This is a genomic window from Cupriavidus sp. 96C5-1, from assembly GCF_057798855.1.
The window spans coordinates 321,723-334,977 of sequence record NZ_JBYOJU010000004.1; the positions used below are offsets into that span (position 1 = coordinate 321,723).

General features: G+C 68.1%; 14 protein-coding genes. 8 read left to right on the top strand and 6 right to left on the bottom strand.

The window, feature by feature from the left end; genetic code table 11:
* Nucleotides 1–32: 32 nt before the first annotated feature.
* A complete protein-coding gene (locus AC3FOF_RS08140) occupies nucleotides 33–1,271 on the bottom strand; it encodes an iron-containing alcohol dehydrogenase (protein ID WP_488726264.1) in 1,239 nt (412 codons plus the stop codon).
* A 95-nt stretch (nucleotides 1,272–1,366) separates the two neighbouring features.
* Nucleotides 1,367–1,549 carry a hypothetical protein gene (locus tag AC3FOF_RS08145; RefSeq protein WP_276268819.1) on the bottom strand — a complete coding sequence of 61 codons (183 nt, stop codon included), beginning with the start codon at nucleotides 1,547–1,549 and terminating at the stop codon, nucleotides 1,367–1,369.
* A gap of 235 nt (nucleotides 1,550–1,784) precedes the next feature.
* On the opposite strand from AC3FOF_RS08145, the gene AC3FOF_RS08150 reads away from it, so the two are divergent.
* The 8 genes from AC3FOF_RS08150 (at nucleotide 1,785) to moaA (ending at nucleotide 9,194) form a co-directional block, all read left to right on the top strand.
* Nucleotides 1,785–1,907 (top strand): hypothetical protein, encoded by a 123-nt coding sequence (locus tag AC3FOF_RS08150; protein WP_488726307.1) that lies wholly within the window; start codon nucleotides 1,785–1,787, stop codon nucleotides 1,905–1,907.
* Between the two features lie 302 nt (nucleotides 1,908–2,209).
* Nucleotides 2,210–3,649: a cytochrome ubiquinol oxidase subunit I gene (locus AC3FOF_RS08155; protein ID WP_017224754.1), complete on the top strand. Its 1,440-nt coding sequence runs from the start codon at nucleotides 2,210–2,212 to the stop codon at nucleotides 3,647–3,649.
* A gap of 13 nt (nucleotides 3,650–3,662) precedes the next feature.
* Entirely contained in the window at nucleotides 3,663–4,670 is a 1,008-nt protein-coding gene (cydB, locus tag AC3FOF_RS08160; RefSeq protein WP_488726265.1) for a cytochrome d ubiquinol oxidase subunit II, read from the top strand.
* Nucleotides 4,670–4,807 (top strand): DUF2474 family protein, encoded by a 138-nt coding sequence (locus AC3FOF_RS08165; RefSeq protein WP_276268807.1) that lies wholly within the window; start codon nucleotides 4,670–4,672, stop codon nucleotides 4,805–4,807. Before cydB ends, AC3FOF_RS08165 begins: the two co-directional genes overlap by 1 nt.
* 4 nt (nucleotides 4,808–4,811) lie before the next feature.
* On the top strand, nucleotides 4,812–6,899 hold the full coding sequence (locus tag AC3FOF_RS08170; protein ID WP_488726266.1) for an FUSC family protein: 2,088 nt from the start codon (nucleotides 4,812–4,814) through the stop codon (nucleotides 6,897–6,899).
* Complete coding sequence (locus tag AC3FOF_RS08175; protein ID WP_276268805.1) at nucleotides 6,886–7,098, top strand: DUF1656 domain-containing protein; 213 nt, start codon at nucleotides 6,886–6,888, stop codon at nucleotides 7,096–7,098. The genes AC3FOF_RS08170 and AC3FOF_RS08175 overlap by 14 nt, the downstream gene beginning before the upstream one ends.
* Nucleotides 7,095–7,919 (top strand): HlyD family secretion protein, encoded by an 825-nt coding sequence (locus AC3FOF_RS08180; protein ID WP_276268804.1) that lies wholly within the window; start codon nucleotides 7,095–7,097, stop codon nucleotides 7,917–7,919. The genes AC3FOF_RS08175 and AC3FOF_RS08180 overlap by 4 nt, the downstream gene beginning before the upstream one ends.
* Nucleotides 7,920–8,072: 153 nt before the next feature.
* Nucleotides 8,073–9,194, top strand: a complete 1,122-nt coding sequence (gene moaA / locus AC3FOF_RS08185; RefSeq protein WP_488726267.1) for a GTP 3',8-cyclase MoaA — start codon at nucleotides 8,073–8,075, stop codon at nucleotides 9,192–9,194.
* A gap of 29 nt (nucleotides 9,195–9,223) precedes the next feature.
* On the opposite strand, the gene AC3FOF_RS08190 is transcribed toward moaA, so the two are convergent.
* The 4 genes from AC3FOF_RS08190 to fdhD form a co-directional block, all read right to left on the bottom strand.
* The gene (locus tag AC3FOF_RS08190; protein ID WP_276268802.1) at nucleotides 9,224–9,490 is read right to left on the bottom strand and encodes a helix-turn-helix domain-containing protein; all 267 of its coding nucleotides are present in this window, start codon (nucleotides 9,488–9,490) and stop codon (nucleotides 9,224–9,226) included.
* Nucleotides 9,477–10,937 carry an aminotransferase-like domain-containing protein gene (locus tag AC3FOF_RS08195; RefSeq protein ID WP_017227424.1) on the bottom strand — a complete coding sequence of 487 codons (1,461 nt, stop codon included), beginning with the start codon at nucleotides 10,935–10,937 and terminating at the stop codon, nucleotides 9,477–9,479. The genes AC3FOF_RS08190 and AC3FOF_RS08195 overlap by 14 nt, the downstream gene beginning before the upstream one ends.
* A gap of 72 nt (nucleotides 10,938–11,009) precedes the next feature.
* On the bottom strand, nucleotides 11,010–12,221 hold the full coding sequence (locus AC3FOF_RS08200) for a molybdopterin molybdotransferase MoeA (protein ID WP_488726268.1): 1,212 nt from the start codon (nucleotides 12,219–12,221) through the stop codon (nucleotides 11,010–11,012).
* Nucleotides 12,208–13,086: a formate dehydrogenase accessory sulfurtransferase FdhD gene (gene fdhD / locus AC3FOF_RS08205; protein WP_488726269.1), complete on the bottom strand. Its 879-nt coding sequence runs from the start codon at nucleotides 13,084–13,086 to the stop codon at nucleotides 12,208–12,210. Before fdhD ends, AC3FOF_RS08200 begins: the two co-directional genes overlap by 14 nt.
* Nucleotides 13,087–13,255: the final 169 nt, after the last annotated feature.

Sequence of the window (13,255 nt, forward strand, 5' to 3'; positions counted from 1 at the left end):
TTCCGGAGTACACCGCGAGCCAGGTTTAAGGCCTACTGCGGCGCAAGGGTCGCCGCGATGGCCGCGCGCATGGCCTCGCGATGCGGGTCGAGCAGGCGATCGTGGTTGGCGTTGTAGTTCCGCAGTGCCAGTGCGAGCAGCATGGGCGCATCGGCCGCGGGGATGCCGCGGTCGTGCAGATCGGTGCGCCACCCCTGCGCCTGGAAGTCACGCGCCACGTGCGCGGCGACACGCTCGGCCAGTTCGGCATCGGCGCTCCCATCCGGCAGCGCCATGCCGAGCGCTTCGCCCAGCGCGCGCGTCACGTCCGGAACGCAGGCGCCGAGCGCGCGGATCATGGCCGGCGCGAACGCGGCGTAGCCGCGCGGCTGCGTTACCCCGTCGTAGTGGTTGAAGACGGCGACGGCCGAGGCGTAGGCGGCGCGCGCCAGCAGATGGCAGGACCATGGGCGACCGCCGTCTTCCTCGTCGCGGTTTTGCAGCAGCCCGGCAGCACACAGGTCGATCAGCGCGGCGGCGCCGCCCTCCGGGCCCAGCCTCGGGTAGGACTGCCGGGCGAGGTGCCACGCATGGCGTCGGCTGGCCTGGGCCAGCGGATTGGTCGTCTCGAGGGCCCCCATGCACATGAGGCCCCACCAGTAGATCTCGAAGCTGGTGGATCGGGCCAGCGTCAACGGCGCTGTCGCAAGCGCGCGGGAATCCCAGAACACCGCCCGCGGGCGCGTCTTCGGATCGAAGAATTCGAGGTGGTGCGCATCGCCGCGGTAGCGCACGGCCGAACCGCCGCGGTTCTGCGCCGACGTGGGCGAGGTCAGCACATTGAAGATAGGCATCTTCGGCGACGCCAGGCGCTGACTGACGGCTGGCGCGTTCTCACGGTGAACGGTTGCCATCTCCAGCAAGGGGCGGTTCTCGCCAAGCAGCATGGCCACCACCCTTGCGCCCTTGATCACGCTGCCCGCCCCCACCGCGATCAGCGCATCTGCATCGAGCTCACGCGCCTTGGCCGCGGCTTCTTCGATGGACTCCGCCGGCGCGCCTTCGGAGATCCCGGAGAAGATGCCTGCGACACGGCCGCCGGCCAGCGTCTCGATCCGCTGCGTCAGGTCGGTGCGCTCATGCACACTGCGCCCGCACAGGATCAGCGCGCGCGATGCGCCAATGCGTTGCAGTTCCCGGGGCAGCGCGGCCAGCGCGTTGTCTCCCGCATGGACCTTCAGCGGATAGTTGCGCGCGTGGAAGTTGTGGGTGATGGATTCGTCCTGGTGCATGTCGAGGCGATGGGCAAGTGAAGTAGTGCAACCAAGCGTAGAGACAAGCGCGCCGGACCACAATGCATTTTCCGCCCCGCTTTCGTTGAGCTGGCCTATAGCGTCGGCTGCCGCCGGGCATCGCTGGCGGCCAGCAGCACACCTGCGGCGCAGCCGCCCGCGCGCAGCGTGGCCCGCACGGCCACATACGCCAGCACGCCGATCACCGCCTCGCCGGCGAAGCTGCCGTGGGATTGAACGTCCTGGTCGGCATCAATGGTCAACTGTCGCTGGGGCACGGCGTCTTCTACGCGCTAGGCGCCTACACCGTGGCCATCCTCATGGATCGCTACGGCATGCCCTATGGATGGTCGCTGCCGGCCAACATCTGCTCGCGTTGCTTCGAGCCAAAAATCGCTGTGCAGGGGCCCGTCAGAAGGCAAGGCGCGCAATGCCCGTGCATGAGCACCACCACCTGCGCGAAGTGGCCAGCGCCGCCTGAACGCCATTCCCCAAAACACAGGAACCGCAGCCATGCAAAACGACCGCACTTTCGGCAGGACCGTGCTGCTGCTCGCGTTCCGGGCCTACGTGCTCATCCCGCTGGGCGCGGGCATCCGGTCGCCCCCCGGCAAGGCCATGACGCGGTTCAGCTGAGCGCCCGCGCCGGCCGTCCGCTGCATCCCGGTCCGTCAATGCAGCGGCCGCCGGCGCAGCCCATGGAGCTGGTTCCGGATCGTCGATGCAGCGGGCTCCATCCATGACTGTGATCCCGCGCCATAGCGCTATCTGTATTTGCTTTGCGGCGCCTGGCAAGCGCGTCTTCCGGCTCTGCAAACTGAGCTTTAGCGGTTCCGCAAGAACTGTATCCTTCGCGGGCAGGCTGCAGTCCCTACGCTTGTCCGTAGTGTCGCGCGACACGCCGTCGTGCCGGCGGCAACCCCACGGAGAGCACATCGATGCACGGACTCACAGCGCTGGAACTCGCTCGAATCCAGTTCGGATTCACGGTTTCCTTTCACATCTTATTTCCCGCCATCACGATCGGGCTGGCATGTTTCCTGGCGTTCCTGGAAGCACGCTGGCTCTACACCCAGGACGCCGTGTACAAGACCCTGTACCAGTTCTGGATCAAGATCTTCGCATTGAACTTCGGCATGGGGGTCGTTTCCGGCCTGGTCATGGCCTATGAGTTCGGTACCAACTGGTCGGGCTTCTCGCAGTTTGCGGGGGGCGTCACCGGACCGCTGCTGACCTACGAGGTGCTGACCGCCTTCTTCCTGGAAGCGGGCTTCCTTGGCGTGATGCTGTTCGGCTGGAACCGCGTCGGGCCGGGGCTGCATTTCTTCTCGACGGTGATGGTGGCGCTCGGCACCATGATTTCCTCCACCTGGATCCTGGCGTCCAACAGCTGGATGCATACGCCTGCCGGCTACGTCATCGTTGCCGGCAAGGTGGTGCCGACCGACTGGCTCGAGGTGATCTTCAACCCGTCGTTCCCCTACCGCCTTACGCACATGGTCATCGCCGCGCTGCTGTCCACTGCACTATTCGTGGCGGCATCGTCGGCCTGGCAATTGCTGCATGACCGTGCCGTGCCCGCCGCCCGCAAGATGCTGTCGATGGCCCTGTGGATGGTGCTGATCGCGGCGCCCGTTCAGGCGGTGGTGGGTGACGCCCACGGCCTGAACACGCTGGAGCACCAGCCCGCCAAGATCGCGGCGATGGAAGGGCACTGGAACACCGCCGCCAGGAATGACAAGGGCGGCTTCCCGCTGATCGTCATCGGCATTCCGGACATGGAGCGCGAGGAAACCCGCTACGCTATCGAGATCCCGCGCCTGGGCAGCCTGATCCTGACGCACAGCCTTGACGGCCAGATCCGTGGCCTGAAGGACTTCCCCAGGGAAGACCGCCCCAATGCCACGGTGCTGTTCTTCACCTTCCGCGCCATGGTTGGCCTGGGCGTGGCGATGATCCTGTTCGGCCTGCTGGGATGCGTACTGCGCCGCAACGGCGCCCTGTACCGGTCCAGGGCATTCCTGCGCCTCGCGGTGCTGATGGGCCCCGCCGGCCTGATCGCGCTGCTGGCCGGCTGGATGACCACCGAGATCGGCCGCCAGCCGTGGGTGGTCTATGGGCTGCTGCGTACCCATGATGCCGTTTCCGCGCATGCGGCTGGCCCGGTGGCGCTGTCGCTGGCGCTGTTCGTGGCGGTCTACTTCGTCTGCTTCGGCGTGGGCATCCGCTACATGCTCAAGCTGGCCAGCGCCGGCCCCGCCCCTGGCACGCATCCGCACGACGAGCCGTCCTACGGCCCGGGCAGCGTCGTTCCCGCGGCCATCGCCGCGGCTTGCGCACCCAACGCGATGGCCCGGCACGGCCGCCGCGAAATCTGAACTGGTGATCGACATGGGTATCAACCTTCCCGTTATCTGGGCCGCCCTGATCTTCTTCGGCGTGATGATGTACGTCATCATGGACGGATTCGATCTTGGCATCGGCATTCTCTTCCCCTTCGTCGGCGACCGCTATGACCGCGACGTCATGATGAACACGGTGGCGCCGGTCTGGGACGGCAACGAAACCTGGCTGGTGCTGGGCGGCGCGGCGCTGCTGTGCGCCTTCCCGCTGGCCTACTCGGTGCTGCTCACTGCCTTCTACCTGCCGCTGATGTTCATGCTGATGGGGCTGATCTTCCGCGGCGTGGCCTTCGAGTTCCGCTTCAAGGCGAGCGACCGCAGCCGCCCCTACTGGGACGCCGCCTTCACGTGGGGCTCAGTCACTGCGGCCTTCTTCCAGGGCGTGACGCTGGGCGCCTATATCGACGGCATTGCCATGGAAGGCACCACCTTCACCGGCGGCGCGCTCGACTGGCTGGCGCCGTTCCCGGTTTTCTGCGGCGTGGGCGTGGTGATTACCTACGCCTTCCTCGGCGTCACCTGGCTCATCATGAAGACCGAGGGCCGGCTGCAATGGACCATGCTGCGCGTGACCAACGTGCTGACCGGCGTGATGCTGGCGATGATCGCCGCGGTCAGCGTGTGGACGCCGCTGACCCATCCGGAGATCGCGCAGCGCTGGTTCGCGCTGCCTGACCTGTTCTTCTTCCTGCCGGTGCCGCTGCTGGTGCTGGCCTCGGCCGCCGGCATCTATCGCGCCCTGCGTGGCAAGCCCAACGTGGCGCCGTTCCTGTACGCGCTGCTGATGATCTTCATGGGCTATACCGGGCTGGCCATCAGCATCTGGCCCAACATCATCCCGCCATCGATCACGATCTTCGATGCGTCGTCGCCCCCGCAAAGCCAGGGCTTCGCGCTGGTCGGCACCCTGTTCATCGTGCCGATCATCCTGGCCTACACCGCATGGTCGTATTACGTGTTCCGCGGCAAGGTCAAGCGCGGGGAGGGCTACCACTGATGGCCGGCATCGTGCGCTCACGGCTGGCGGCCCGTCTTGGCTGGCTGCTGGTCCTCTGGCTGGCGGGAGTCGGCACGGTCTTCGTCTGCGCCAGCCTGATGCGGCTGCTGATGCGTGCGGCCGGGCTTGCCAGCTGAAGTCATGCCGTCCTCCAGCCTGCTTTCCCGCGCGGCGCCGTTCACGCTCGGCGCGCTGGCAACGATACGAGGCGAATATCCAGAGCTTCGGCCGTGGATCCATTCCCTCAAGGTATTCGGTGCCGCGATGCTGGCGCTTTACGCGGCGCTGGCGCTTGGCCTGCCGCGTCCCTACTGGGCCATGGCCACCGTCTACCTGGTGTCCAGCCCGCAGGCCGGCGCCACCTATGCCAAGGGCACCTTCCGCGTTGCCGGTACGCTGCTGGGCGCCATCTGCGCAGTGGCGCTGGTCCCCTGGCTGGTCGACGAGCCCGTGCGGCTGATGGCGGCGATCGCGTGCTGGACCGGCACCCTGCTCTACCTGTCCCTGCTGGAACCGGCGCCGCGTAACTACATCTGCCTGCTGGCTGCCTATACGCTGCCGATCGTGGCGCTGCCGACGGTGGCCGCGCCGGCCACCGTCTTCGATGTGGCGCTCGCCCGGATCGAGGAAATCGTGATCGGCATCGTCTGCGCCAGCGTGGTCAGCGCCGTGGTCTTTCCCGTGAGGACAAGGCCGGCGCTGGCCGCGCGCGCATCTGCCTGGCTGGCCCACGCCTCGCGCTGGATCAGCGGCATGCTGGCCACTGGTGCCAGTCCGGCGCGTCGCCATGACAGCTTCAGCCTGCTTGCCGCCGATATCCTGGCGATGCAAACACAGATTGCCCAGCTGACCTATGAATCCGACGGCACGCAGACACTGCGCAGTGCCCGCGCCCTGCATCAGCGGATGGCAGCCATGCTGCCGCTGGTGCTGGCACTTGCCGATGCCGCCGGCGCCTTGCGCCGGCACCCTGCGGGCCTGCCCGACGCCGTCGCGCAACGGATGCGCGCCGCGCTGGCATGGATCGCCGGCGAAGAAGGCGCGCGCCGGCCGGTGCCATCCTGGTTCCCGCCAGGCGCGGCGCAGGCCGCACCGGCGGACTGGCATGCACGGCTGGTCGCAACGACCTGTACCTACCTCGACGAACTGGCCGACCTGTGGCACGACTGCCGTCTGCTGCAGGCGAACCTGCGCCAGGGCGGGCGCGAGCCCGCCGCGCTGCGCTATCGCGTGGAAGCCGCCGGGCAGGCACGGCACCATGATCACGCCCAGCTGTTGTTCCGCGCAGCCACGGCCGGCTCGGCCGCGTTCGTGGCGGGCGTGCTGTGGATGCTGTCAGGCTGGGTGGACGGCGCCGTTCCGGTCGGCCTGGCCGCCCTTGCCAGCTGCTTCATCGCCACCACCGAGGAGCCGCGGCTGGTGGCCGGGCGGGTGATCGCATGGAGCGTGGCTTGTGCGCTGCTGTCCTGGTACTACCAGTTCGTGGTGCTGGTGCTAGCCCATGACTTTGGCTCGCTTGCCGCCTTGCTGTTTGGTCCCTGCCTGGTCATCGGCGCGATGACGACGCAGCCGCGCTTCGCGCTGTTCGGGGTGTTGCTGGCAGTCACGGCGGCGGCATTCCCAGGCCCGCAACACCTCAATGCCGCCAGTTTTGCCTGCATCTTCAACAGCAGCCTGGCGAGCATGGGTGCGCTGGCCTTCGCCGCCTTGTGGGCGGTGCTGATGCAGCCCTTCGGCCAGCAACTGGTGGCCTACCGGCTGGCCCGGGCAAACTGGGAAGAGATCGCGCTGGCGGCGCACCCGCGCGCGCCGGTCAATAGCGCCCGGCTGCGCGGCCGCATGCTGGACCGGCTGCTGCGCCAGTGGCCGCCATTGATGCGGCGCAATAGTGCAAATGCCGGGCAGGCCGGCAGCGCCGTTGCCGACTTCCTCGTCGAATCCGCCGCGCTCGGTTTGCGACGCGCCTGCACGGGCCTGCCGGCGCCACGCCGCCGTGCCGTGGAACGCATGCTGGCAGAGGTCGCGCGCCACTACCGCCAGTGCTCGCGTGCCGGACATGCCCGCACGCCGCCACCGGAACTGGCCGTGCAGATCGACGAGGCCTTCGTAGCGCTGTCCGCAACGGCGCATGGCAGCCTGCGCCCCGCGCTAGCTGCGCTCGCCACCATCCGGCTGGCCCTGTTCCCGCATCATGCACCGATCGACGGAGGCCCCAATGCATGCCACTGAGTTCGACCTGTACGGCGTCTTCGTGCCGGCCACCGTGGCATGGATGCTGGCCGCGTTCGCCGTCACCGCCGGCGTGCGCACCGTGCTCGACCGGATCGGCTTCTATCGCATTGTGTGGCACCGGTCCCTGTTCAATTTCGCCCTCTATATCCTCGTACTGCGCGCAATCGTCGCGCTCGTCTGGCACGCTCCATCATGAATCGCAAGCTTTCTCTGATCGGCCCCGTTGTGGTGACCGTGGTGGCCGTGGGCGCCGCGGCGCTGGCCGCCTGGCATCTGTGGCAGTACTACACCGAAGCGCCATGGACGCGCGACGGCCATGTGCGTGCGGACGTGGTTCAGGTGGCCCCGGACGTCTCGGGCCTGGTCACGGCCGTGCTCATCGGCGGCAACGCCCGGGTACATCGCGGCCAGGTCCTGTTCGTGGTCGACCAGGACCGCTTCAGCCTGGCCCTGAGACAGGGGCAGGCCGAGGCCGCGTCGGCACGCGCGGCGCTGGTCCAGGCCCGGCGCAGCCCGGCGGGCACCGAGGCCGAGGCTGCCGCGCTGGCGCGGGTGGAAGACGCCGATGCCGCGGTGGATGTGGCCAGGCTGAACCTGGCCCGCTGCCGCGTGGCCAGCCCGGTGGACGGCTACGTCAGCGACCGCCTGCCGCGGGCTGGCGACTTTGCCACCCGCGGCAAGCCCGCCTTGTCGGTGGTGGCCAGTGGCTCGCAGTACGTGGAGGGCTATTTCGAGGAGACCAAGCTGCCCGCGATCCGCGTCGGCAGCCTTGCCGAAGTCCGCATCATGGGCCTGCGCACGCCCTTGCGCGGGCATGTCCAGAGCATTGCGCCCGGCATCGAGGACCAGGACCGCGGCAGCGGGCCGAACCTGCTTCCCAGCGTCAACCCGACTTTCAACTGGGTACGGCTGGCGCAGCGCATACCGGTGCGCATCTCGCTGGACCAGGTGCCGCCAGAGGTACATCTGATCGCCGGCCAGACCGCCACGGTCAGCATCCAGGGGCCGCGCGAATGAAGCGCGCGCGGGCGCGCCCGGCAAACTGTTCTGGTGCCGGTTCCGGCGATTTGTGCGCCTGCCCGGCAGCCATCCGTCCCTACCATGGACTGCATGGCGCGGGTACTTGACTGCCGCGCCGCGCCCCACACCATCGCTCCAGGGAGATTTGCCATGCAAGCTGCGCTTGTGCAGGAAGTGCCCGCCGCCGCCAGCCTTGACCTTCAGGCGCTTGTTGCGGATCCGGCCACGGCGGACCCGGCATCGGCCGTCTGCCGGGACCAGCTTGGCCGCCCACTGCGGGACCTGCGGCTCTCCGTGATCGACCGGTGCAACTTCCGCTGCACCTATTGCATGCCCAAGGAGCGCTTCGGGCGCGACTATCCGTTCCTGTCCCCCGAGCAACGCCTGTCCGATGCGGAGTTGCTCCGGATCGTGCGGGCCTTTGTCAGCCTTGGCGTGGAAAAGGTGCGCCTGACCGGCGGCGAGCCGCTGCTGCGCAAGGGTATCGAGTCGTTGGTCGAAGCCATTGCCGCCATGCGCACCCTCGACGGCGGCCAGGTGGAAGTGGCCATGACCACCAATGGCAGCCTGCTGGCCCGCAAGGCCCGTTCGCTGCGTGACGCTGGCCTTGGCCGCGTCACGGTCAGCCTGGACAGCCTGGACGACCCGGTCTTCCGCGCCATGAACGACGTCGATTTCCCGGTCGGCCGCGTGCTGGAGGGGATCGAGGCGGCATGCGCCGTGGGCCTGGCGCCGGTCAAGGTCAATTGCGTGGTCGAGTGCGGCACCAATGACGCCCAGGTGCTGCCGCTGGTCGAACACTTTCGCGGCAGCGACGTCACGCTGCGCTTTATCGAATACATGGATGTGGAAGGCCCCAGCGCGTGGTCACAGTCACGCGTGGTCCCCTCCGGCGAGATCCGCGGCATGGTCGAGCGTGCGCATGCGCTGCTGCCGGTTGCCAGGCGGGACGGCGAGACCGCCAGCAACTATATGCTCGCGGACGGCAGCCTGAAGCTGGGTTTTATTTCCAGCGTGTCGCACCCGTTTTGCGGGGATTGCACCCGCGCGCGCGTTTCGGTCGACGGCCGTTTGCACCTGTGCCTGTTCGCCACGAGTTCGGTCGACCTGCGCCCGCACCTGGGTGCCGACCGCCCGGCCGAAGCCGCAGCGCAGGCAGTCCGCCAGGCATGGCAGGCGCGCGGCGACCGCTATTCCGAGCTGCGCGCGGCCCGGCTGGCCAGCGGCAAGCGGCAGTACCCGACGGTGCGCATGTCACTGGTGGGCGGCTGAGCCACGGCTGAGCCACTGGAAGGCAGGCCTCAGGCGATATCCGGGAAAGCCTGCGCGGCAAGCTCCGCGCCGGCTGGCGTCAGGCTCGCGTGCCCGCGGCCGTCCGCGTCGATTGCGGCGTCGGCCAGCCCGGCGGAGTGGAGTTGCGTCAGCACGCGCCGCAGCACGCTCATCGGCAGTTGCACCCGCTTGGCGATTTTGGCGAGCGACCAGGGGCTGGCGCCGCCCTCGCTCCCGGCCTGGTACAGGACCTGGAGCACGGTCAGGATGGCGGGATCGATATCAGCGTCTTGCATGGTCGTGGTCATCCTCTGCCGGCTCGCGGCTGCGCGCAAGCAGGTGCTGCGCGATCTTGCCCAGCGTCTGCACGGCCGACTCGATGCCGGGCGTCCATTCCGAACTGTAGTTCAGCCGGATGCAGTTGCCGTACGTGGCGCCGGGCGCGAACATATGCCCCGGCGCCACGGTGATGCGGTGCTCCAGCGCGGCGTGGTACATCTCCATGGCATCAATGCCCTCCGGCAATTGCACCCACAGCACATAGCCCCCCGCTGGCCGCGAGGTGGTAGTGCCTTCGGGGAAGAACCTGCGCACGGCGGCGGCCATGATGTTGGCCTGCTGTGCATAGGCCTTGCGCACCCGCCGCAGGTGGAAGTCGTAGCCGTCGTTCTTCAGGAACTCGGCGATCGCCAGTTGCGGAATGGCAGGCGTGGTCAGCGTATTGAGGAACTTGAGCCGTTCCACCGCTTCGCGGTAGCGGCCCGGCAGCGCCCACCCGATCCGGTAGGCATTGGTCAGCGTCTTGGAGAAGGATGAGCAATGCAGGACGATACCGACCTTGTCATAGGCCTTCAGCGAACTCGGATGGGCCTCGCCATAGTAGAGCTCGCCGTAGACGTCGTTCTCGATGACCGGGATATTCTTCTCGGTCAGCATGGCCACCAGGCTGCGCTTCTTGTCATCGGGCATCTGGAAGCCTAGCGGGTTCTGGAAGTTGGGCATCACCATGCAGGCGGCCACGCCCTTCTCGTCGATCAGCCGCGCCAGCGCGCCGATATCGATGCCGTCCACCGGATCGGTCGTCACCTCGATGGCGCGCATGCCCAGACGTTCGATGGCATGGAGCATCGCGTAGTAGGTCGGGGACTCCACCGCGACGGTATCGCCGGGCCTGGCCACCGCCTGCAGGCAAAGGTTGATGGCCTCGGTGGCGCCGATGGTGACGATCACCTCGTTGGGGTCGATGGCATAGCCGTTCTCGAGATAGCGGCGCGAGATCTGCCGGATCAGCTCGGGGCTGCCGGGCGGCAGGTCGTCCAGCATGGTCCACTTGGCATAGCGGCGCGCGATATTGTTGGCGTACTGGTTGATGCGTTGCCACGGAAACAACGACGGGTCCGGATAGGGCGAGCCGAGCGGCACGGCGTCATCGGAACGGATTGAACGCAGCGTGGAAAGCACCAGGGCGCTGACATCCACCGCCGAAGGCTTGGCACTCGGCCTGGACGGCCGCAGCTCGAACGCGGGCTCGCCCGGCCGCGCGCGCACGAAGTAGCCGGACTGTGGCCGGCTTTCGATAATGCCGCGGCTCTCCAGCATGACATAGGCCCGGATCACCGTGGTGATGCTCATGCGGTGGTGCTGGCTGGTCTGCCGCACAGAGGGAATCCGCTCTCCTGGCAGCAGTACGCCTTGCTGCACCAATGCCTCGATATCCGCAGCCAGCTTTTCATATAGTTTCACGCTGCGCTCCCCTTGCTTGCCGTTTCACTTCCGCCCGGTTGGTGACTGAGTCTACCCTTCATCGGGTTGCCGTCAGCTGAGCCAACGATGGAAATCATAGTACGGCAGGGGCACATTCCGGAGTTGCCCGGCGAATTGCGGATCCACCCGCACAAAGCCGCTGGCCTGGCCGAGCGCCGACACGGAGGCCGCGCCCTGCTGTGCGCTGACCTGCACGAAACCCTCGCGGCCGCCCAGATTGCCGACTTCGCCCACGCGCCAGAAGACATCGCCACGGTGCGGGCGTGCGCCCGCCAGCGACGCCCGCACCCGGCCCACCGGCGGGAACAACTCTGCCCGGCCTTGCAGGCGGCGCAGCAGCGGTGTCACCAGCAGGGCGAAGGTGGCATAGGCCGCCGCCGGATTGCCCGGCAGGCACACCACTGGCTTGCCGCACAAGCGCCCTACCGTTACCGGCTTGCCGGGCTTCATGTTGACCCCACGGCAAAGCAGCTCGCCTCCGGCCGAGACCAGCGCCGCGGCTACCAGGTCGCGCTGGCCGACCGAAGCCCCGCCGGCGACCAGCACCAGGTCGGTGTCAGCCGCCAGTTCCCGCAGCATGTCATGCAGGGCGCGCTCGTCGTCCTGCACATGGCGGTGGCAACTGACCACGGCGCCCATGGACTGCACCAGCGACTCGAGCATCGGGCCGTTGACGTCATGCACCTGGTACACGTCGCGCGGCTCATCATGCGCCGCCACCTCATCGCCCGAGGTCAGGATGGCCACCTCCACCAGCCGGCAGACCGGCGCCTCCGTCAGTCCCTGGGAGGCCAGTGCAGCAATATGCCCGGCCTGCAGCAGCGTGCCGGCCGGCAGCAGCAGGTCGCCACGGCGTGCATCCTCGCCTTTGCGCCGGATGTGCTGGCCCGCCACGGGCGCACGGGCGCAGGTGACGCCCCGATAGCTCTCCGCGGCATCCTCCTGCGCAACGACGGCATCGGCGCCACGCGGGATCACCCCGCCCGTGTAGAGGCGGATGGCGTGGCCGGGCAGCAGCGGCTGCGGCCGTGTGCCGGCGTAGACCACCTGCTGCAGCGGCAGCCAGGCGCCTTCGCCACAGTCTTCGCAGCGCACCGCATAGCCATCCATGGCGCTGCGGTCCGCCGCGGGCGTGTCGATGACCGCGACCAGATCGCGCGCCAGCACCCGGCCGGTCAGCAGCCCCAGCCACACGGTCTCGGTTTCCCGCACCGGCTCCGCGCACATCGCGAAGACGGCCTGCGCTTCGTCAAAGCTCAGCATGCGCGCCTCCCTGCGTAGCGCCCATGGCCGGCGCATTGTTGCCGGCGCCCAATGCGGTGCCGGTATAGTCGACATAGCCGTCCTGCCGGCAGAAGCTGAGCAGGTGCAAACCCGCCTGCTCGGCGATCCGGATTGCCAGCGAGGTCGGCGCCGAGATCGTGGCCAGCAGCTGGATGTTCATGCGCGCCACCTTGCGCACCAGTTCATAGCTGGCGCGGCTGGACAGCAACACGAAGCCGTCATCCATCGCCACGCGCCGCATTGCCAGGTGGCCGATCAGCTTGTCCAGGCCGTTGTGCCGGCCGACATCCTCGAAGACATGCAGGATCTCGCCGTCCTCATTGCACCAGGCCGCGGCGTGGACGCCACCCGTGGCCCGCATCAGCCGCTGGTGCGACGGCAGCGCCGCGACGGCGCGCTCGATCATCTCGCGCGACGGCGTCAGCCGCCTGGCCGGCTCCGGCATGCGCGCGGGCTCCAGGTCGAGCAGGTCGATGCTCTCGATGCCGCAGACTCCGCAGCCGGTGCGGCCCGCCAACGCACGCCGGCGGGCCCGCATGGTGGCGAAGCCGCGCTCGCTGATCTCCATCCGCACTTCGGCGCCGTGCCGGTGCACGCGCACTTCGAGGTCGTGGATCTCCGCGTTGTGGCCGACGATGCCCTCGGTCAGCGAAAAGCCGACCGCGAACGCCTCCAGGTCCAGCGGCGTCGCCATCATCACGGCGTGCGAGATGCCGTTGTACACCAGGGCCACCGGGAGCTCCTCCGCCACGTTGTCGGTGGCCTGCTGCGCCGCGTGGTCCTTGTGCCGCACGATGCTGCGCGCTTCATAGCCTGAGTGTTCAACCAGTTCGGTGCAATCCATGGAAGCCTCGCCAGTCATGGTGCCGCGCCGGCATGAGGCGGGCGCTGGCCGGGAGTTGTGGGGTAGTGTCGGGAATGATGGTAGGCATGGGCGCCAGCGCGCGGGGCGTACAGTTGCGCCGATCCGCGGCACTTACAGATGCCTGCGCGCGGCGGGCTTCACCCGCCCA